We start from the raw sequence: 20,837 nt of genomic DNA on the forward strand, positions 1-20,837 counted from the left end.
TGTCATCACAATGTCATTCATGCCCAGTTCGCTGCATTTCATTCCGTTGTCCCGTCGATTCACGCCCTCGCTTCCCCCGCACGCGCGAGAGCCACTTATTATCTCCACAGATTCCGCTTTCTCGAGTGAGAGATAAAAATGAAAACAGTAGCCACGGCGAATGACCAACGTACCCGCATACTTACCCTTATTGGCACCATCATCACGCAGTTTGCTCTAGGCTCGGTTTATACCTGGAGCCTGTTTAACGGCCCGCTGGCGAACAAGCTGGATGCGCCCATCAGTGAAGTGGCTTTCTCGTTCGGTTTACTTAGTCTTGGACTGGCAATCGCATCATCGCTTGCCGGGAAATTGCAGGAGCGCTTTGGTGTGCGCAACGTCACCATCGGCGCGGGCATTCTGATGGCGGTAGGTTTCTGGCTGACCGCCCATGCCGACAATCTGATGATGCTGTACCTCAGCGCGGGGATTCTGGTGGGTCTGGCCGATGGTGCCGGTTATCTGATGACGCTCTCTAACTGCGTGAAGTGGTTCCCGGAGCGTAAAGGACTAATTTCGGCCTGCTCCATCGGCGCTTACGGTTTAGGTAGCCTCGGCTTCAAATTTATTTGCGGCGCCCTGCTCAGCGCACAAGGTCTGGAGAACACCTTCATGATCTGGGGCGTATTGGCGATGAGCATGATCATCGTGGGCGCTTTGCTGATGCGTGATGCCCCGATACAAAAGAGCGGCGGCAATGCGCAACGTGAGGCGAAAGATTACACGCTGGCACAATCGGTGCGTTTACCGCAGTACTGGATGCTGGCGCTGATGTTCCTTACTGCCTGCATGAGCGGCCTGTACGTGATTGGCGTGGCGAAGGATATTGGCGAAGGCATGGTTCATCTTAGCGCGCAGACAGCAGCCAATGCGGTGACGGTGATTGCGATTGCCAACCTCAGCGGCCGCCTTATTCTTGGCGTGCTGTCTGATAAAATGGCGCGTATCCGCGTCATCACGCTGGCGCAAATTGTCTCGCTAATGGGGATGAGCATTTTGCTGTTTATTCACATGAACGAAGCAAGCTTCTTCCTCTCCTTAGCCTGCGTCGCATTCAGCTTTGGTGGCACCATCACCGTGTTCCCGTCGCTGGTCAGCGATTTCTTCGGCCTGAACAATCTGACCAAAAACTATGGCCTGATTTACCTCGGTTTCGGCATCGGCAGCGTGCTGGGTTCGCTGGTCGCGTCTACTTTTGGCGGCTTCACTGTGACGTTCAGCCTGATTATGACCTTGCTGGTGATTTCACTGGTGCTATCACTGAGCATCCGTCTGCCACATCGCCAAAACGTGGCTGAACCTTTACTGCATAATTAAAGCAACGTGGATGCCGCATTAATGCGCGGCATCCCTTTTCTCCATACTTTATTCACAATACGCTTTTAATTGAGAACCGCTATTATTAAGCTTTGCCTTTCAGAGTAATCGCGTTAATATAGTCAGGCATTCAGCTTATTCTGATTGGCATATTTTACTCCCCGCCTTTTTTAGCATTTAATTGACATACTCCGTAATACATTCTGCAATAACTCTACATTTCCTGCATCTTCACTCCACTATTCCCCTGTAATCTGGCGTCATTGGAACAGAGGAGGACTCTCCATGAAGAAGCTTATTAAGGTTGCATCGGTTGTAGCCATTATGACGATGTTGAGTGGCTGTATTATCGATCACCATCGTGGAGGCGGCGGCCCGGGTTGGGGCCATCATGGTGGCGGAGGCTGGCATCATGGGCATGGCGGTTATGGACACCGCAGATAGTTGGGCAAAGCACACACAGCAAATAATAAGAAAGTAACAAGGGCGGGAATTTATCCCGCCCTATTTTTTTAGCTTTTAACTGCGTAATTACATTGGTACCAGGCTTTTTTTAATCCAGGCAAATTGCTGTTTTGCGACGGCAGCGATTCCACCTTATCAAATCCACGCTGACTGCAATAATTCGCAAGGTCGATCTCCATGGCGTCTTTATTCAACGTTTGCGGATCGTAACGATACTGCACGGTATTTGAGCGGGTATCTTCATCAACGCGCTCAAATCCCCCCGGTTTACTGACGCTACAACCCGCCAGCATAAATAGCGCCAATGCGCTAATAAGCATTTTATTCATTAGTGTTTCCTCTCAAGCATTGCAGTCTAAAATGCAATGCCGCGCTTATCTATAGGAATGAAGCGCGAAATGTCTGCATATTGAAAAGCTTTTACCAATTAAATCGATAAAACCAAACGGTTTCCCTTATCAAATCTGCGGTGCGATGATGCCTCCAGACAAAACGAAGTCTGCACCACACCAGGTGAGTTAATAAGAAAATAGATCGATAAGTGACCTTCATGCCCGCGCTGAGCGGGCTTTTTTTCGCCCGCTACCCGGTAAGGCTGACCATCTTACGTAAAAGATTGGCTGCTTGTTTATCAGGCAATGCGAGAATGCCGCTGTAGAGGTCAATTGACATCGCGCACATTGCGCTGCGATCAACGGCGGTGTCTGCCGGCATATTCAGCTGTTGCAGCCGATCGCCCCACTTGCTATACAGCTTTTCCACCACACTTTGCAGATCGCGCTGCGCCGCAGTTTGATCCAACGGCAGTTCCTTACCGGTACTCTGCTGCAGCAGCGTTTCGAGTGCCTCGGCATCGCGCTGATTCAATTCCGGTGACAATACCTGTTGCAGGTTGACGCCACCATTCACCTGCGGGTAGAGGAAACGGAAGCAGCGCTGCGGTTCCTGCTGCTGCAACGCCCGCATTTCCTCTACCGATACGCGCACATAGTTGAGAATTGCCGCATCCGGAGTGCGCGTGAGCCGTTTATTCACAAAATCCATCAGCCAGCCACGCATATCACCCAGCGCCTGATCGGCGGGAACGCCTTCCAGCCGTTTATGCAGCAGTTCGCGATTGAGCAACTGCCACAGCACAGGCTCCTGAATTTTTAACAGGCGATAGCCGGGCGCGAGGCTGAGCTGGGTTGTCACCTCTTCCACCAGCGCCTGACGCTCCTGACGCGGATGCAGCCAACTGAACCACAGAATATTCGCCAGCATCAGCGGCAACAGAAACAGCAACACGCCTTGCCACAGTCGTAATGAAGTGGTGCGCACCAGCAGAATAATAATGATCGCCAGCAGCGCGAACGCCGCTAGCGTAATCGGAAAAAGCGAGAGCATCGAGCGGGGTTAATCCTTACGTACATCTATTAAAACGGGGCAATTGGCGCGTTCAATCACTGTCGCGCTGACTGAACCTTTTAACAGTCGGTTAAACGGTGACAGATGACGGCGTCCCATGATGATCATACTGGCTTTCAGACTGGCAGATTGTGCGACGATAGTTTCCGCCGCTTCACCCGCCAGAATCAATCCCTTCGCCGTTATGCCTGCGCGTAGCAATGGTGCCAGCGCATGACGCACCACCATTTCAGCGGTGTTCTGCTCATCTTTCGCCAAGACAAAATCATCTGGATCTTCCCCGGCATCAATCTCAATCGGTTGATTGCAGGAAGAGTATGCCGGATCAACGCAGCACAGCACCGTGACCTCCGCCTTATGCGCCAGCGCCTGTTCAATGGTTAACGCAATCACTTTTTCCGCCACCGGTGAGTTATCGATGGCCATCAGCAAGGTTTTCATCAGTTGGTTATCCTTCCACAGCGGTCATTTTGCCAATTTCACGAATCAAGGCATCTTTGCACTTGATGATTTGCTCCCGATAGTGCGCTTCCTGCTTATGAAAACGCGCCGTCGGCACCAGTAATGAGATGGAGAAGCGACCAAACAGCGTATCGATGGCCACCGCCATGGTTGAAATGCCCTCCAGCGTCTCACCGCGATCAATCGCCAATCCGCTGGCGCGCACTTCGGCTATCAGCTCCAGCAATTGTGGCAGCGTTTTCACCGTCATTTCGGTCAACTCTTTATAGGCTTCGCCCACCATCACGCGCACATCGTCATCGCTTTCCAGCGCCAGCAAAGCACGTCCACCGGACGTGCTGTAAAGCGGCAGATTCAATCCGATGCGCGGCACCACGCGCAGTTCGCGCGACGCCACCACATAATGCACGATCGCCAACTGCGTCCCGCTGGCACGCGCCAGCGATACGGTTTCATTGATTTCGCCGGAGAGCTGTTCGAGATAAGGACGCACGATTTCCACCACGTCGCTGTGCACGCTGGAGATCAGTTTGAGCAGCGCCGGACCAAGGCGTAAACCGCCCGCGCCGCTGCTGCGCACCAGCTGTGCACTGTCCAGCGCCGCAATGATGCGCTGGACCGTTGAACGCGGCAGATCCACCACCTGGGCAATTTCACCCAAACTCATGCCGCCAGGATGTTCACCCAGCGCATTCAGAATTTTTGCCGCACGCGCGATGACTTGAATGCCACCCGCTTTTTCATCCTCACGGCTTGAGGGAAGTTCAACCATGATGCGTTCCTTTTTGGCCTGCCCTACTTTAGCGCGAATGATCGCACTTTTACACCCTGTATCACATTGCAATACAGTATATCGATATGTAAGATGCCATCTGTATCACATCGCAATACACTGCATCAACAATATAACGAGAAGCCTGCTATGAATGCCCAGCCCATTGCGGCCCCGGCACCCCATCCGTTTACTCTGCGCCTCGCGCTAGGACTGGTTGGCGTGTTAATCGCCGCGCTTACGTCGGGATTAAACGATCGCGTCACTGATATCGCGTTAGCGGATATCCGCGCCGCCATCGGTATCAGTTACGATCAAGGTAGCTGGATCATCTCTGCTTATCAGGCCGCTGAAGTAGCAGCAATGATGATCGCGCCATGGTTCGCCGTGACCTTTTCCCTGCGCCGCTTTGCACTCATCGTCTCCGCCGGTTTTATGCTGAGCGGCTTGCTGCTGCCGCTGATGCCCAATGCCACGCTATTTATCGCTCTGCGCGTGGTGCAGGGATTGTTTGGCGGTGCGCTGCCACCGATGCTGATGACCGTTGCGCTGCGCTTTCTACCGCCACCGATGAAATTATACGGTTTAGCCGGTTATGCGCTGACCGCGACCTTTGGTCCAAATATGGCCGCCTCGCTGGCGGCGTTCTGGACCGATGAGGTCAGCTGGCTGTTTGTCTTCTGGCAAGTGGTGCCCACCATGCTGATTGCCATGCTACTGATCGGCTGGGGTTTGCCGCAGGATCCGCTGCGCCTTGAACGGTTTAAGCAGATCGATCTGTTCGGCATGTTAACCGGCTGTTCCGGTATGGCGCTGCTGATTCTGGCGCTGACGCAGGGCGAGCGTCTTGACTGGCTCGAATCATCGTTATTCTGCGGCCTATTATTCAGCGCGCTGGCGTTGCTGACTGTGTTCTTTATTAATGAATGGTTTCACCCGCTGCCGCTGTTCAAGTTGCAGATGCTGGGACGACGCAATCTCGCGCATGGTTTGCTGGTGCTGGCGGGCGTGCTGATTCTGTCGCTCTCAGGTTCGGCGCTGCCGTCGGCCTATCTGGCACAGGTGCAAGGTTTCCGCACGCTGCAGTTCGCCCCGCTGGCGTTGACTATTGGCTTGCCGCAGTTGCTGATCGCGCCTTTTGTCGCCGCGCTGCTGAATATTCGCTGGGTAGATTGCCGTTGGATGTTAACGGCGGGTGTGGCGCTGCTGGTCACGTCCTGCTTGATGGGTATGCATATCACCACCGATTGGGCGCGGCAGAATTTCTGGCTAATTCAGATTCTGCAGGCGTTCGGTCAGCCGATGGTGATTTTGCCGGTGCTGATGAGCGCCACCAGCGTAGTCGCGCCGCCGGAAGGCCCGTTTGCCTCGGCGATGTTCAATACCGTACGCGGTTTTTCCAGCATCGCTGCCAGCACGCTGGTTGAATGGTTTATCAGCCACCGGGAGAAATTCCATTCCAACGTGTTAGTCGATAGCGCCGCCAGCCGTGCGTGGTTGATGACCGCACCGAACAGCGCGCAATCCAGCAGCAGCTTGCCGTTGCTGCCCGACGGCAGCGCCAGCAGTGCGGAAAACCTCAGCGGCTTCGCCACCTTGCTAAAACATCAGGCGATGGTGCTGAGCCTGAGTGATTGCTACCAAATGCTGATTGCCTTCGCCGCCCTGCTTTTATTGTTAACCGTCTGGCTGCCGAAGCGTGTCTGGCCACCACAAACTCTGATTCAACCTGTTACGACGACGTCGAGATAATTGATATGCAAGCTTTTGCTCTGAAAAGAACGGTGCTGTTGAGCGCCTTATTACTGGTGTTATTAGCGATGGCCTTTTTTGTCTGGTCATCAATGACCAGCAACGATCATCGCACCACTGATGCGTATGTGAATGCTGATTACACCTTGGTCGCGCCGAAAGTTTCCGGCTACATCGCCAGCGTCAACGTGCAGGATAACCAGCGCGTAAAGGCCGGTGAATTGCTGGCCACGCTCGACGATCGTGATTACCGTGTGGCGCTTGAAACCGCGCAGGCCAATCTGCAGGTTAGCGAGGCGAAACGCCTGAGCAGCCAGGCGCAGCTGGAACAGCAGCAATCTACTATCGATCAGGCGAAAGCCACGTTAGCAGCGAGCCAGGCTTCTGCGCAGTACGCCGGACAGAGCGCCGCGCGTTACAACCAGCTGTATAAAAGTGGCACCATCGCGGCGGACGATCAGCAAAAAGCCAACTCGACGCAGCGTTCGGCTTCTGCCACCGTACGTCAGAGCGAAGCGGCACTGGCTTCCGCCGTCAAGCAAGTGGGCGTGCTGCAAGCTGCGGTGCGTCAGGCCGCCGCCGATGTCGCTGCCGCGCAGGCCAGCGTCGATCAGGCGCAGCTTAATCTTTCCTATACGCGCATCGTGGCACCGGTGGATGGCATGGTTGGTCAGCGTTCCGTGCGCCTCGGCGCCTACGTCAGCGCGGGGACGCGTTTGCTGGCGGTGGTGCCGCTGCAGCAAACTTATATCACCGCTAATTATCTGGAAACGCAGTTGGCGGATGTGCAACAAGGGCAGAAAGTGAGCGTGAGAGTTGATGCTTTGCCGGGCAAGGTGTTTAGCGGTCACGTAGACAGCATTGCCCCAGCGACTGGGGCGACCTTTTCCGCCATTTCACCTGACAACGCCACCGGCAATTACACCAAAGTGGTACAGCGTTTACCGGTGAAAATTGTGCTGGATACCAACCAGCCAGATCTGGCTAAACTGCGCGTGGGCATGTCAGCAATACCGGAAATTGAGACCCGCTGAAAATGTGAGCAATATCCCAGAAGCGACCTATTTATTTTTGGGACAAATCCGCGTAAATTAGCGCTCGATCCTGTTCTGGGCTTGCCTGGAGCGACCTGAGAAGAAAGCGTGTAGCGGTGATGAACTCCACCTTTCTCTTATTCTGTTCGGGTTACGCGGGTTTGGGATCGCCCGCCGGGTAACCGCTCAGAGGAGTTGTTTTGTGAGATACGCGTTGATGGGAATTTCTTTCTTCCTGTTGCTTTGGGTCGGTACCTTTGTACTGATGCTGTAGATCCGCCAGGCGGGGCGACAGTCAGTCGCCCCACTTAATGGTTATTCCTCTTCTTCTTCCAGCGCTTTCACTGTTCCCGGCAAAATGCCATCGGCACGGAACATCGCTTTGATCCCGCGTACCGCCTGACGAATACGATCGCTGTTTTCAATCAGCGCGAAACGCACATGGGTATCCCCGTAATCACCAAAACCAATGCCCGGCGATACACACACTTTGGCTTCCTGCATCAGTAATTTGGCGAACTCCAGCGAGCCAAGATGCGCGTAGTGATCGGGGATTTTCGCCCAGACGTACATTGACGCCTTCGGCAGATCAACCATCCATCCCGCCTCATGCAAGCCTTTCACCAGCACATCACGGCGACGTTTGTACTGCTCAGCGATATCGCGCACGCACTGTTGATCACCTTCCAGCGCAGCAATCGCCGCCACCTGCAACGGTGTAAACGTGCCGTAATCGTGATAACTCTTGATACGCGCCAGCGCGGACACCAGCTCTTTGTTACCGACCATAAAGCCGATGCGCCAGCCCGCCATGTTGTAGCTTTTCGACAGGGTAAAGAATTCCACCGCCACATCGCGCGCGCCCGGCACCTGCATAATCGACGGTGCTTTCCAGCCATCGTACGTGATGTCGGCGTAGGCGAGATCGTGGATCACCAGCACATTGTACTGCTTGGCCAGCGCGATGACGCGTTCGAAGAAATCGAGCTCAACGCATTGCGCCGTCGGGTTCGACGGGAAGCCGAGAATCATCATTTTCGGTTTTGGATAGCTTTCGCGAATCGCTCGCTCTAACTCGTTGAAAAAATCAACGCCCGCCACCAGCGGTACAGAACGCACCTGCGCACCAGCAATCACCGCGCCGTAGATGTGAATCGGATAGCTGGGATTGGGCACCAGCACGGTGTCGCCGTGATCGAGCGTGGCCAGCATTAAGTGGGCCAACCCCTCTTTGGAGCCGATGGTGACAATCGCTTCCGATTCGGGATCGATTTCTACCTGATAACGGTCTGCGTACCAGCGCGAAATCGCGCGACGCAAACGGGGAATGCCTTTCGAAGTTGAATAACCGTGTGTGTCTTCGCGCTGCGCCACCTGGCAGAGTTTTTCAACGATATGCGGCGGTGTGGGGCCATCCGGATTTCCCATCGAAAAATCGATGATGTCTTCGCCGCGTCGACGCGCAGCCATCTTCAATTCAGCGGTAATGTTAAAAACATACGGGGGAAGGCGTTCAATACGCGAGAAACGACGGGGTGTGCTGTTATCAGCCATGATGTCCTCTGGTTTACGTAAGCGCCCGGACCGTCCGAGCGACGTGGGTCACTGTGGTGACCGCATCAAGAACATAACGCGCTGATAACAAGATTGTCGAGAGCGGAATAAAATAATTTTAATTATTTGGATTCAGGCGGCCAAACACCCAATCGCTTACCCATTGGCCCTTTAGCAGATAATTATCCCGTAGTGTGCCCTCAAGGGCGAAACCATTTTTCTCCAGAATGCGGCGCGATGGCCAATTTCCCTCGATCACCATCGCTTTCAGCTTGTGAAATTCTGCCTGCAGCAAAAACGTGCAGAGCGCCTCGAGCGCTTCACTGCCATAACCCAAGCCGGTAAACGCCGCGCGCAGCATGTAACCCACTTCGGCCTGCCGATACGGATGCCATTCGGCGCTGCAGCCAAACAGGCCAATCGGTTCGCCGGTTTCCCGAATGCGCGCCACCAGACACAGCATATGGAAGCTGCTCGCCTGCCACGGTGCCAGACGCTCGGTAAAGCGTTGGCGGATATCGTTTTCATCCGGGATTTCACTGACCCACGTCATGGTTACGGCGTCCTGATGCACCGCTTTGAAAATCTGCCAGTCTTCAGGTTGAAGCCGACTGAGGGACAAACGCGGGGTGAGTAATTGCATGGCTGAGCTCCGATTTTTTAAACGGCAACATAGCAAACCGGGTTAGCGACAACCAGCGATTGGCGCACGGTTTGGCTAATCCTCTTTTTAGCACTCAAGCTTTCCTCTTTTTGCCGAGGTTGCCTGGTCGCCATGAATGGCGACCCTACGGACTGGGGCATGTAGGGGCGCCATTCATGGCGACCGAACCGATTAAATTGATCCCGGCTACGAGAAAGGCCTGTAGATCGCAGTAGCGCTGGCGGATCGCGATCACATTTTTTATCATGTCCTCCCTTTCCTTGCCTGAGAGATGCCCTTGCCTTCCCACTTCGACATGCTGCTGGCGGTATTTGACCGCGCGGCGCTGATGCTGATTTGCCTGTTCTTCCTCACTCGCACGCGGGTTTTTCGTCAACTGCTGCAAAAAGATGAGCATTCGGTACGCGAAAAGGTGGTGGTGACGGCGATTTTCTCGCTATTTGCTCTGTTCAGTACCTGGTCAGGCATTAACGTCGACGGTTCGCTGCTCAATGTGCGTGTGATTGCAGTGATGTCCGGCGGTATTCTTTTTGGTCCGTGGGTCGGCATCGCCACCGGTGTGATTGCCGGTTTGCACCGCTATCTGATTGATATGGATGGCGTCACGGCCGTGCCCTGCTTAATCACCAGTATCATCGCCGGCATCGCTTCGGGCATGATTAATCGCAGGGTGAGCAAAGAGCAACGCTGGCGCGCCGGTATTCTCGGCGGTATGTTGTGCGAAAGCCTGACCATGCTGCTGATTGTGCTGTGGGCCAAGCCGATGGGGCTTGGGTTGGCGATTGTTTCCGAGATTGCGCTTCCCATGATTTTGGGCGCCTCAAGTATCGGTTTGATCGTGCTGCTGGTGCAAAGCGTCGAGGGCGAAAAAGAGGCGATTGCGGCGCGTCAGGCCAAGCTGGCGCTGGAAATCGCTAACAAAACGTTGCCGCTATTTCGCCAGGTTGATAGCCAGTCGCTGCATAAAGTGTGTGACATCATCCGCACCGACATTCACGCCGACGCGGTCGCCATCACTAACAACAAGCAAATCCTCGCCTACGTCGGTTACGGCGAGCAAAACTATCACAACGGCGATGATGCCATCAGCCCGACGACCGCGCAGTCAATCGCCAGCGGCAAGATCATCATTAAGAACAATGATGAGGCGCATCGCACCAAAGATATTCACTCCATGTTGGTTATTCCCCTTTGGGAAAAAGGGGAAGTGACCGGCACGCTAAAAATCTATTATCGTCGCGCACATCGCATCACCGGTTCGTTAAAAGAGATGGCAATTGGTCTGTCGCAAATTATCTCAACGCAGCTGGAAGTCTCGCGAGCTGAGCAGTTACGTGAGATGGCGAACAAGGCTGAGTTGCGCGCGCTGCAAAGCAAAATTAACCCGCATTTCCTGTTTAACGCCCTCAATGCTATCTCCTCCTCGATTCGCCTTAATCCAGACACCGCGCGCCAGTTGGTGATCAATCTGTCGCGTTACCTGCGCTATAACCTCGAACTCAACGATGATGAGCTTATCGACATCAAGAAAGAGTTATGGCAGGTGAAAGATTACATCGCGATTGAGCAGGCGCGTTTCGGCGACAAGCTCTCGATGATTTACGACGTGGATGAAGATCTGCACTTCACGCTGCCCAGCCTGCTCATTCAGCCGCTGGTGGAGAATGCCATTGTGCACGGTATTCAGCCCTGTCGCGGCAAAGGCGTGGTGACGCTGAGCGTAAAAGATTTAGGCGATCGCGTGCGCGTGGCGGTGCGTGATACCGGCGACGGCATCAGCGACGATGTGATAAGCCGCGTGGCACGTAATGAGATGCCCGGCAACAAAATTGGTCTGTTGAATGTGCATCATCGGGTGAAATTGCTCTCCGGCCAGGGCCTGATTATCACCCGTTATCATCCCGGCACCGAAATCGCCTTTACTCTAAGCAAGAATGGTCAGCAACTGTCTGTGCCGCTGCGCCACACCACGGAAACCGCTACGTGAAAGCCATCATCGTTGAAGACGAGTTTCTCGCCCAGCAAGAGTTAAGCTGGATGATCCAGCAACATAGCCAAATCAGCGTTGAGGCCTGCTTTGATGATGGGCTGGAGGTGCTGAAATATCTGCAAAACCATCGTGTTGATGTCATTTTCCTCGACATTAACATTCCGTCCCTGGATGGCATGCTGCTGGCACAGAATATCAATCAGTTTGCCCATAAGCCGTTAATTGTGTTTATCACCGCGTGGAAAGAGCATGCGGTTGAGGCGTTTGAGCTGGATGCGTTTGACTACATTCTTAAGCCGTATCATGAATCGCGCATTATGACGATGCTGCAGAAACTGGAAGCCAGCGCCCAGCAGCAGTCGCAACCGCATAATGCTTCCGCGGGTTCACCGCTGACCGTCAATTTAGTGAAAGATGAGCGCATTATCGTCACCGATATCAACGAGATCTATTATGTTGAAGCGCATGAGAAATTGACGTTTGTCTATACGCGGCGTGAAGCCTATGTCATGTCGATGGTGATCAGTGAGTTTTGCAGTCGTTTGCCAGAGCAGCTGTTCTTCCGCTGCCATCGTTCATATTGCGTTAACCTGAGCAAGATTCGTGAAATAGAACCCTGGTTCAACAATACCTATCTGGTGAAATTGCGCGATTTAGATGTGCAGGTGCCGGTGAGTCGCAGCAAGGTGAAAGCCTTTCGGCTGTTGATGAGGTTATAAGGCGAACGGCGGACGCCGCTCGCCAACAGACTTAAATTTCGCGGCCCAGCACCTGACGCAGATGCGCACCAGCGCCCAGCAAGCCCGGCTGATCGTGGGTGATCATATAGACCGGAATATCGACCAGATAATCGCGGAAGCGGCCTTTATCTTCAAACGCTGCGCGGAAACCGGACGCTTTGAAGAAGTCGAGGAAGCGTGGCACGATGCCGCCAGCGATATAAACGCCGCCAAAGGTGCCAAGATTCAGCGCCAGGTTGCCACCGAAACGGCCCATGATGACGCAGAAGAGTGACAGTGCGCGACGGCAATCAATACACGTGTCTTTCAGCGCACGCTCAGAGACATCCTTTGGCTTCAGGTTTTCTGGCTCACGCTCATCAGACTTGACGATGGCACGATAAAGATTCACCAACCCCGCACCGGATAACACGCGTTCAGCCGAAACGTGGCCGATCTCAGCACGCAGCACCTCGAGAATCTCACCCTCTTCTTCGCTGTTTGGCGCGAAGTCAACGTGACCGCCCTCGCCCGGCAAGCTAATCCAGCGCTTATCGACATGAACTAAGTGGCTCACGCCAAGGCCAGTGCCGGCACCATAAATTGCAATAGGTTTACCTTCAACCGCTGTTTTACCGCCAAACTGAATCACTTCATTTTCGCTCAGCATCGGAATGGCCATTGAAACCGCGGTGAAATCATTGATGATTTCAAGGCTTTCAAAAGCCAGATGCTCTTTCATCGCTTTAGTCGAAAAGGCCCAATCGTGGTTGGTCATTTCCACCCAGTCACCAGTGATGGGACAGGCGATAGCGATACAGGCGTGTTTGATGTCCTGCTTTTGCTCGTCGAGATAATGACGAATCACCGCTTCGAGATTGTCGTAGTCTGATGTTGAGAAGGTTTGGGCTTGCGAGATAGCACCGTTTTCTACCTCACACAATGCGAGACGGGCATTGGTACCGCCCACATCGCCGACCAGGGCGTATATTGTCATTCTTCTGCTGCTCCGCTTGGGCCATAAACAATTGCAGGACACTATAAAAGCCTGCCAATAAAACAACAACGCCCACCTGCTTGATGGGCGTAATCCATTCAAAGATGCTGCACAGCCTACCGATCGACTGCATCACTGCACAGCGGCAACTTTCCGAAATTTAGCCACGATTACGCTGATGCAGTGCGGCGGTGACCTTACGCAGCAACGGCGGCAAGTCCTGTTTGTCCATTACCACTTCCACCAGCGACAAACGCCGATTCAGCATTAATTGCTCCATTACCGCCGCCAGTTGCACGGTTTCGCTGATGCGCCAGCTCTGCGCCGCGCACTGCTGGCTCATCGCCTGCGGCAACGCGGTCCAGTTCCACTGCGCAATATCGTTGTAACGTTGCTCAGCACCGTGAATCGCGCGCTCAACGGTGTAGCCATCATTATTAATCAGAAAGATGATCGGCTGCTGGCCGTCGCGTAGCATTGAACCCAACTCCTGAATCGTCAGCTGCGCAGAGCCATCGCCAATGATCAGGATGACCCGACGATCGGGCTGCGCGGTCTGCGCACCAAAGGTGGCGGGTAAAGTATAGCCAATTGATCCCCACAACGGTTGCACCAGCAATTGTGCGTCCTGCGGTAAACGCAGCGCGGCCGCACCAAAGGCCGCAGTGCCTTGATCGGCAAGGATAATATCACCCGGCCGCAGGAAGCGCTGCATCGCCTGCCAAAATGCCTGCTGACTGATTACCGCCGCAGCAGTTTGCTCACTTTTTTCGCACTCAGCTTCCTCTGCTAGCCGCCAGTGTGCGCAGTGACGCTGATAAATCGGCATCAGCACCTCCAGCGCCTGTTGCAGGTTCAGCGGAGCAAACACCTCGCCCGCCACCGTGGCCTGAAACGGCTGCAGGTCGATGACGCGTTCGGCAGGCAGATGCTGTGTGAAGCCTGCGGTTAAGGTATCGGTAAATCGCACGCCAACGCACAAGGTAACGTCAGTATCTTCAATCGCCTGGCGCACCGCGTCGCTACTGCCCTCCGCCGCGTAAGTGCCGACGTAACCCGGCTGCTGCTCGTTCAGAACGCCTTTCCCCATTAATAAGGTGGCGGCAGGAATCGCGCGCAGCTGACGCAGCGCCGCAAGCTGTGGCTGCAATTGCCAGCGTGAGGCAAGAAAATCCGCCAATAGCGCCACGCGCTGCGCCGGTGCAAGCAGACGTTCAGCCGCATCGGCAAAAGCCGCAGCGACCTGATGATGATGATCTGGCACTGAGACAGCTTCGGCAGGCATGACAACCTCAGCCGCCGCCACATCCACCGCCAGCAGCAAGTAGCCTGGGCGATGTTGTTTCAGCGCCTCGCTGATAACGCGGTCGATCTCGGTCACCGCGTTTTCCGCCGTCAATACTGCCGATGCCACACTCACTTCCTGCGCCATACGCAGAAAGTGACCAAAATCGCCGTCGCCTAGCGAATGGTGTACGCAATCACCCTGCTGCTGCGCCTGACTGGCGGGCGCGCCGACAATGTGAATCACCGGCACATATTCGGCATAGCTGCCAGCGATGCCGTTGATAGCACTGAGCTCGCCGACGCCAAACGTGGTCAGCAGTGCCGCCGCGCCGTTGCAGCGGCCATAACCATCTGCCGCATAGGCCGCATTCAATTCATTGGCACACCCCACCCATGCAATGTCGGGATGCGCAATCACGCTGTCGAGGAATTGCAGGTTGTAATCACCCGGCACGCCAAACAAATGACGAATGCCGGCTTGATTTAATCGGTGCAGTAAATAATCGCCAACGCTAAGGGTTTTCATCGGTAGCTCCTTGTTAAGGGGATGATCAGGAGTATTAGCGATGTGGCTGAATTGGCGAGATTTTCACCATTGTGGCGTGGTGAAACGTGGCAAGCATACGTTACGACGACAGATAATTCTGTAAGTTGCGATCTTCGGCCCGTTTCGCCTTAGTGTAAACGCATACACTGCTAAGCTGATGTCACTTTCTCCCCTCTTGAGACAGGAACGCTGCATGACTGCTTTTCCCCATCCCGAACGTTATCAACAGATGCAATATCGTCGCAGTGGCCGTAGCGGTCTAAAGTTACCGGCGATTTCGCTGGGTTTGTGGCATAACTTTGGCGACAGTACACGCGTCGATAACAGCCGTGAACTGCTGCGCCACGCCTTTGATCGCGGCATTACTCACTTCGATCTCGCGAATAATTACGGTCCGCCACCGGGATCGGCAGAATCTAATTTTGGTCGCATTCTGCGTGAAGATTTCCATGGATTGCGCGATGAGTTAGTGATTTCGACTAAAGCCGGCTACACCATGTGGGACGGCCCGTACGGCGATTGGGGTTCACGTAAGTACCTGATTTCCAGTCTCGATCAAAGTCTAAAGCGGATGGGCCTGGAATACGTCGATATCTTCTATCATCATCGTCCCGATCCCGAAACGCCGCTGGAAGAGACCATGCGCGCGCTGGATCAGGTGGTGCGTCAGGGTAAGGCGCTGTATGCCGCCATCTCAAACTACCCGACAGACAAAGCCGCCGAAGCGATTGCGATTCTGCGCGACCTCGGCACGCCATGCCTGATCCATCAGCCGCGTTATTCGATGTTTGAACGTACGCCAGAGCAGGGTTTGCTGGATGTGCTGGGCGACAATGGCGTCGGTTGCATCGCCTTCTCGCCGCTGGCGGGTGGCGTGTTAACCGATCGTTACTTGCAGGGCATTCCAGAGGATTCCCGCATCGCCAGCGGCAGTAAGTTCCTGAATGAAGCCCAGTTGACCCAAGAGAAGATGGAAAAAGTACGTCAGTTGCAGGCGATCGCTCAACAGCGCGGCCAGAAGCTGGCGCAGATGGCGCTGAGCTGGGTGCTGCGCGATGCGCGTGTCACCTCGGTGCTGATTGGTGCCAGTAAAACTGCGCAGATTGATGATGCGGTTGAGATGTTGAGCCAGCCGGTGCTGGGCCAGGACGAGATCGACGCTATCCACGCTATCTTGATGTAAGCGTTTACCCGCCCGGCATTTGTCGGGCGTTTTCCGCAGCAGAAAATTCTCAATTCAGATTTCCCTCAGCGTTTTAAGACTGATTCTCAAGGCTTACCTGGTCCGATGTGGCACACTAGCGCCACGGTGGCAGCTATAAGCTACTGAAAAGGAGAAGTTATGAAACGTGCAATTTTGTTCGCCGCCTTGCTGGCGACTTTATCCCCGTTGGCTATCAGCACAGCACAAGCCGACAGTGCCACCATCAATTTGGGTCCGGGCGTTACGCTGCATCTCGGCGATCGCGATCGTCGCGGTAATTACTGGGACGGCGGACGCTGGCGCGAGCCACGCTGGTGGAACGATCGTTATCAGTACAACGACAACCGTTGGTGGCGCCATGAAGAGTGGAAACGTCATCGTGCCTATGAACGTGAGCGCGAACGTCGCTGGCATGAACGCGAACGTCGTGAACATCATCGGCACGACCATCGTCATGATGATCGTCGTGGTCATCGCGATCACCATCATCACTAAACAAAAAAGCCCGCTCACTGGCGGGCTTTTTGTTTGATAACGCCGTTACCAGCCCAGCGCTTCACCCACCAGCAAGTAGAGATTAAGGCCGATCACCAGCACCACAATCAGCCGACCCGCGTTTTGCATCAGGCGCGAGTTCACCATCTCATCCCCCATCAATTCCCGGTTGCCGGTAAATGACAACAGCGGAATCAGCGCCAGTGCGATACCAAAACTCAGCAACACCTGACTCATCACCAGAATCCGCGTCGGATCCCAGCCGGCCCAGATCACAATAAAGGACGGCAACATGGTGATGGTGCGACGGAACCACAGCGGAATATGGAAGCGGATAAAGCCCTGCATCACCACTTGTCCCGCCAGCGTACCGACCACAGTAGAAGAGAGACCGGCAGCCACCAGACTCAAACCAAACACAATCGCAGCGGCCTGGCCCAGCAGCGGTTGCAGCGTTAAATACGCCTGATCGAGATCGACAATTTTGGAATGGCCGCTGAAGTGAAACGCCGCAGCTGCCGTGGCCATCATCGCCAGATTAACAAACCCGGCGATGGTCATGGCGATCGCCACATCCAGCTTGGTTGAAGAGTAACGTTGCGCCTTGCTGCCTTTATTACCGTGCTGTGTCAGTGCGGAGTGCAGATAAATGACGTGCGGCATGATAGTGGCGCCTAACACGCCAGCGGCAAGGAATACCGCATCCGACGTCGGCAGCGATGGCAGCGCCATGCCGACCACCAGCTCACTCACTTTCGGCTGGGAGAAAAACAGCTCAACAATATAAGCCGCCGCCACGAACAGCAGCAGTCCGCCAATCACCAGCTCCAGCGGCTTCTGTCCGCGACTTTGCAGCATCAAAATCAGGTAGGTCGCGATGCCGGTTAGCACCGCGCCCTGCAACAGCGAGATGCCGAGCAGCAGTTTAAAGCCAAGCGCTGCGCCAATAAATTCAGCGAGATCGGTGGCCATGGCGATGATTTCCGCCTGCACCCAATAAAACCACACCGCCGGCCGCGGGAAGCGATCGCGGATGTGTTCCGCAAGATTTTTGCCGGTCGCAATACCCAGCTTGGCGGACATCAGCTGAATCAGCATCGCCATGATGTTGGCCCACACCACTACCCACAACAGCTTGTAGCCGTAGGCGGCGCCGGCCTGAATGTTGGTCGCGAAGTTGCCGGGATCGATATAGCCAATCGCCGCAATAAAGGCGGGCCCGAGCAGCGCGAGTTTGATCTTTCTGGCTCCGCGAGCGGCGCGCTCGGCGGTGCGACTTTCTAGCATAGTTTTACCCTGTCTTAACGCTTGTTGACCCGCTCAGCTTAAGGGGCATTCAAGGCAGATGAAATTTGGTTATAGTTATCGTATTAATAGATGGTGCTATGAAGTATAGCCATTGCTATACATTCCGGTAAAGCCAGTTCCTGCCAAAAATAAGTGCAACGCAAATGACTCTACTCTTGGGTCATTTTATAGACAATGTTTTTGTGGTTTTTTCTTGTGAATGCTTTGTAATAAGGTTGTGATCGGTCAGAGTTATCTGAGAAAAATCACGATAGCGAATACTTATAATGTGGTTTTGATCTCGTTTTTAAGTAACGCGTTACATAGAATACGCAACAAAATACAACCCTCCTCAAATTTGGAGCCGACATGTCCCATGTTTTGCATTTTCTTTTAGCACTAGTGGTGGTAGCGGTGCTGGCCTTGCTGGTCAGCAACGATCGTAAAAGCATCCGTCTTCGCTATATCGTTCAACTTCTGGTGATCGAAGTTCTGCTGGCCTGGTTCTTCCTGAACTCAACCGCTGGCCTCGGCTTCGTACAGGGCTTTGCCGGTTTGTTTGATCATCTGCTCAAATATGCTGCCGAAGGGACCAACTTCGTGTTCGGCAATATGAGTGAAAAAGGCCTCGCCTTCTTCTTCCTCAATGTTCTTTGCCCGATTGTCTTCATCTCCGCACTGATCGGTATTTTGCAGCACTTCCGCATCTTGCCATGGGTGATTCGCGGCATTGGTACCGTGCTGTCAAAAGTGAACGGTATGGGCAAACTGGAATCCTTTAACGCCGTGAGTTCTCTGATTTTGGGACAGTCAGAAAACTTTATCGCCTATAAGGATATCCTCGGCAAGATGTCACAGCGCCGCATGTACACCATGGCTGCGACCGCTATGTCGACTGTTTCTATGTCGATTGTCGGCGCCTACATGACCATGCTGCAGCCAAAATATGTGGTTGCCGCGCTAGTACTGAATATGTTCAGCACCTTTATTGTGCTGTCGCTGATCAACCCCTATCGCGTCGATAGCGAAGAAGATCTGCAACTGCAGGATCTGCATAAAGGCCAAAGCTTCTTCGAAATGCTGGGCGAATACATTCTCGCCGGTTTCAAAGTTGCCATTATCGTTGCCGCGATGCTGATTGGTTTCATCGCGCTGATTTCAGGTTTGAACGCACTGTTCGATCTGATTTTCGGCATCAGCTTCCAGGGCGTGCTGGGTTATGTGTTCTATCCATTTGCCTGGGTGATGGGCGTACCAGCGCACGAAGCGCTGCAAGTGGGCAGCATTATGGCAACTAAACTGGTTTCCAACGAATTCGTGGCGATGATGGATCTGCAGAAAATCGCCGGTCAGCTGTCGCCACACTCAGAAGGTATTCTCTCTGTGTTCCTCGTCTCCTTTGCTAACTTCTCCTCTATCGGGATTGTGGCGGGTGCGATTAAAGGTCTGCATGAAGAGCAAGGTAACGTGGTTTCGCGCTTCGGCCTGAAACTGCTGTACGGTTCAACGCTGGTGAGCGTGCTGTCAGCTGCTATCGCTGGTCTGGTGTTGGCCTTCTGATAAAGAGGGCGAGCTGCGGCTCGCCCTTCTCTTCTTAATTATTCCCATCGGTTCTATCCCGCATCGATTCTGCTTCTCCCCCGCTATCACCCGCTTCACCGTTAAACGCAAAACCTTTGCACAATATTGAATTTCCGTTCACACCACCTGCGCCCGTAGTTTTTCTCCATGACATCACTTCAGGAGAACCGCATGAGCATTCAATTCCTTGGCATGATCGGCCACCGCCTCGCCTCAGAAATCATTCCGGCCAGCGGCCCGCTGTTCGATAAAGATTACATTGCCCGGTTCGCACGCGCGCACCAAGAAGCCGGTTTTGATCGCATTCTGGTGGGCTATTGGTCGGATCAACCGGATGGCTTTCTGGTTACGGCCCACGCTGCGGCGCACACCTCAACGCTGAAGTTCTTGCTGGCACATCGCCCAGGCTTTGTCTCACCGACACTGGCGGCGCGCAAACTGGCTTCGCTTGATCACTTAACCGACGGCCGTTTAGCGGTGCATATCATCAGCGGCGGCAGCGATGTCGAGCAACGCCGCGACGGTGATTTCCTCAATAAAGCCGAGCGCTATGCACGTAGCGATGAGTTCCTCACCGTTTTGAAGCAGAGCCTGGAATCTTCACAACCGTACGATCATCAAGGCCGGTTTTATCAGGCCGAACAGGCATTCTCAGCCATCAAACCGTTACAGAAAAAACTGCCGATCTACTTTGGTGGATCGTCGCAGGAAGCGATTGATGTCGCGGCCCGTCATGCCGATGTGTTTGCTTTATGGGGCGAGCCGCTGAAAGGCGCGGAAGAGACGGTACGCAATGTGCGTGCCGCCGCCGCTCAGCAGGGTCGCGAAATCAACTTCAACATCTCGTTCCGGCCGATTCTGGGCAAAACGGAAAAAGAAGCATGGGAACGCGCTGAACACATTCGCGCCACAGCCGAGAAACAGCTTAACGAAAGCGGCTTTGCTTTTGGTAAGGCTAAGCCGCAAAGCGTCGGTGCACAGCGTTTACTTGCCGCCGCCAATGAAGGCGATCGTCTGGATAAAGTGTTGTGGACCGGCGTAGCAAAACTGGTTCAGGGCGGCTACAACTCCACAGCGCTGGTGGGAACACCGGAGCAAGTGTCCGATGCACTGCTGGAATATTATCGCCTTGGCATTCACAGCGTGCTGATTCGCGGCTTCGACCCACTTAATGATGCGGTGGAATATGGCCGCGAGCTGATTCCACTGACGCGCGAGAAAGTGGATGCGATCTCAGCCGCCGATAAAAGGAGCGCCTGAATCT

At 54.1% G+C, this 20,837-nt stretch carries 19 protein-coding genes; 10 read left to right on the forward strand and 9 right to left on the reverse strand.

Translation table 11 applies throughout. The annotated features are described in order from the left end of the window. Nucleotides 1–138 precede the first annotated feature (138 nt). Nucleotides 139–1,356 (forward strand): L-lactate MFS transporter, encoded by a 1,218-nt coding sequence (locus ACRQ84_RS09320; protein ID WP_483817827.1) that lies wholly within the window; start codon nucleotides 139–141, stop codon nucleotides 1,354–1,356. Nucleotides 1,357–1,868: 512 nt separating this feature from the next. On the opposite strand, the gene ACRQ84_RS09325 is transcribed toward ACRQ84_RS09320, so the two are convergent. From ACRQ84_RS09325 to ACRQ84_RS09340, 4 genes are all read right to left on the reverse strand, one after another. Next, a complete protein-coding gene (locus tag ACRQ84_RS09325) occupies nucleotides 1,869–2,150 on the reverse strand; it encodes a membrane lipoprotein lipid attachment site-containing protein (protein ID WP_064739449.1) in 282 nt (93 codons plus the stop codon). 253 nt (nucleotides 2,151–2,403) lie between these two features. Then, nucleotides 2,404–3,207, reverse strand: coding sequence for a hypothetical protein (locus ACRQ84_RS09330; protein WP_483817828.1), 804 nt, complete (start codon nucleotides 3,205–3,207; stop codon nucleotides 2,404–2,406). Nucleotides 3,208–3,216: 9 nt separating this feature from the next. Beyond that, on the reverse strand, nucleotides 3,217–3,669 hold the full coding sequence (locus ACRQ84_RS09335) for a universal stress protein (RefSeq protein ID WP_064739451.1): 453 nt from the start codon (nucleotides 3,667–3,669) through the stop codon (nucleotides 3,217–3,219). Between the two features lie 7 nt (nucleotides 3,670–3,676). Beyond that, entirely contained in the window at nucleotides 3,677–4,462 is a 786-nt protein-coding gene (locus ACRQ84_RS09340; protein WP_483817829.1) for an IclR family transcriptional regulator, read from the reverse strand. 150 nt (nucleotides 4,463–4,612) lie between these two features. Here ACRQ84_RS09340 and ACRQ84_RS09345 point away from each other — a divergent pair, with 150 nt between their 5' ends. The 3 genes from ACRQ84_RS09345 to ypdK all read left to right on the forward strand — a co-directional run bounded on the left by ACRQ84_RS09345 (nucleotide 4,613) and on the right by ypdK (nucleotide 7,522). Further along, nucleotides 4,613–6,214 (forward strand): MFS transporter, encoded by a 1,602-nt coding sequence (locus tag ACRQ84_RS09345; RefSeq protein ID WP_483817830.1) that lies wholly within the window; start codon nucleotides 4,613–4,615, stop codon nucleotides 6,212–6,214. A gap of 5 nt (nucleotides 6,215–6,219) precedes the next feature. Next, nucleotides 6,220–7,248, forward strand: a complete 1,029-nt coding sequence (locus ACRQ84_RS09350; protein ID WP_064739454.1) for an HlyD family secretion protein — start codon at nucleotides 6,220–6,222, stop codon at nucleotides 7,246–7,248. A gap of 202 nt (nucleotides 7,249–7,450) precedes the next feature. After that, nucleotides 7,451–7,522, forward strand: a complete 72-nt coding sequence (gene ypdK, locus ACRQ84_RS09355; protein WP_099686956.1) for a membrane protein YpdK — start codon at nucleotides 7,451–7,453, stop codon at nucleotides 7,520–7,522. Nucleotides 7,523–7,563: 41 nt separating this feature from the next. Here ypdK and alaC read toward each other — a convergent pair whose 3' ends face one another. Both alaC and ACRQ84_RS09365 read right to left on the reverse strand, forming a co-directional pair. Then, entirely contained in the window at nucleotides 7,564–8,802 is a 1,239-nt protein-coding gene (alaC, locus tag ACRQ84_RS09360; RefSeq protein ID WP_064739455.1) for an alanine transaminase, read from the reverse strand. Between the two features lie 118 nt (nucleotides 8,803–8,920). After that, complete coding sequence (locus ACRQ84_RS09365; RefSeq protein ID WP_483817831.1) at nucleotides 8,921–9,445, reverse strand: GNAT family N-acetyltransferase; 525 nt, start codon at nucleotides 9,443–9,445, stop codon at nucleotides 8,921–8,923. Nucleotides 9,446–9,761: 316 nt separating this feature from the next. Here ACRQ84_RS09365 and ACRQ84_RS09370 point away from each other — a divergent pair, with 316 nt between their 5' ends. Further along, entirely contained in the window at nucleotides 9,762–11,453 is a 1,692-nt protein-coding gene (locus ACRQ84_RS09370) for a LytS/YhcK type 5TM receptor domain-containing protein (RefSeq protein WP_483817909.1), read from the forward strand. Further along, a complete protein-coding gene (locus ACRQ84_RS09375; protein WP_483817832.1) occupies nucleotides 11,450–12,175 on the forward strand; it encodes a LytR/AlgR family response regulator transcription factor in 726 nt (241 codons plus the stop codon). The genes ACRQ84_RS09370 and ACRQ84_RS09375 overlap by 4 nt, the downstream gene beginning before the upstream one ends. Before the next feature lie 31 nt (nucleotides 12,176–12,206). Here ACRQ84_RS09375 and glk read toward each other — a convergent pair whose 3' ends face one another. Both glk and ACRQ84_RS09385 read right to left on the reverse strand, forming a co-directional pair. Then, nucleotides 12,207–13,172: a glucokinase gene (gene glk, locus ACRQ84_RS09380; protein ID WP_483817833.1), complete on the reverse strand. Its 966-nt coding sequence runs from the start codon at nucleotides 13,170–13,172 to the stop codon at nucleotides 12,207–12,209. 160 nt (nucleotides 13,173–13,332) lie between these two features. Further along, nucleotides 13,333–14,985 (reverse strand): thiamine pyrophosphate-binding protein, encoded by a 1,653-nt coding sequence (locus ACRQ84_RS09385; protein WP_483817834.1) that lies wholly within the window; start codon nucleotides 14,983–14,985, stop codon nucleotides 13,333–13,335. Nucleotides 14,986–15,199: 214 nt separating this feature from the next. Here ACRQ84_RS09385 and mgrA point away from each other — a divergent pair, with 214 nt between their 5' ends. Both mgrA and ACRQ84_RS09395 read left to right on the forward strand, forming a co-directional pair. Then, a complete protein-coding gene (mgrA, locus tag ACRQ84_RS09390) occupies nucleotides 15,200–16,189 on the forward strand; it encodes an L-glyceraldehyde 3-phosphate reductase (RefSeq protein ID WP_483817835.1) in 990 nt (329 codons plus the stop codon). A 159-nt stretch (nucleotides 16,190–16,348) separates the two neighbouring features. Then, nucleotides 16,349–16,705, forward strand: coding sequence for a DUF2502 domain-containing protein (locus ACRQ84_RS09395; protein ID WP_064739462.1), 357 nt, complete (start codon nucleotides 16,349–16,351; stop codon nucleotides 16,703–16,705). A 45-nt stretch (nucleotides 16,706–16,750) separates the two neighbouring features. Here ACRQ84_RS09395 and ACRQ84_RS09400 read toward each other — a convergent pair whose 3' ends face one another. Next, nucleotides 16,751–17,992 (reverse strand): Nramp family divalent metal transporter, encoded by a 1,242-nt coding sequence (locus ACRQ84_RS09400; protein WP_064739463.1) that lies wholly within the window; start codon nucleotides 17,990–17,992, stop codon nucleotides 16,751–16,753. 369 nt (nucleotides 17,993–18,361) lie between these two features. Between ACRQ84_RS09400 and ACRQ84_RS09405 the strand changes: the two genes are divergently transcribed. After that, a complete protein-coding gene (locus tag ACRQ84_RS09405; protein ID WP_064739464.1) occupies nucleotides 18,362–19,552 on the forward strand; it encodes a NupC/NupG family nucleoside CNT transporter in 1,191 nt (396 codons plus the stop codon). A 192-nt stretch (nucleotides 19,553–19,744) separates the two neighbouring features. After that, the gene (locus ACRQ84_RS09410; RefSeq protein ID WP_483817836.1) at nucleotides 19,745–20,833 is read left to right on the forward strand and encodes an LLM class flavin-dependent oxidoreductase; all 1,089 of its coding nucleotides are present in this window, start codon (nucleotides 19,745–19,747) and stop codon (nucleotides 20,831–20,833) included. The last annotated feature ends 4 nt before the right edge of the window (nucleotides 20,834–20,837 follow it).

Origin of the sequence: Pantoea sp. E2023-21 (assembly GCF_051302795.1) — a bacterium.
GTDB classification, from domain to species: domain Bacteria; phylum Pseudomonadota; class Gammaproteobacteria; order Enterobacterales; family Enterobacteriaceae; genus Pantoea; species Pantoea ludwigii_A.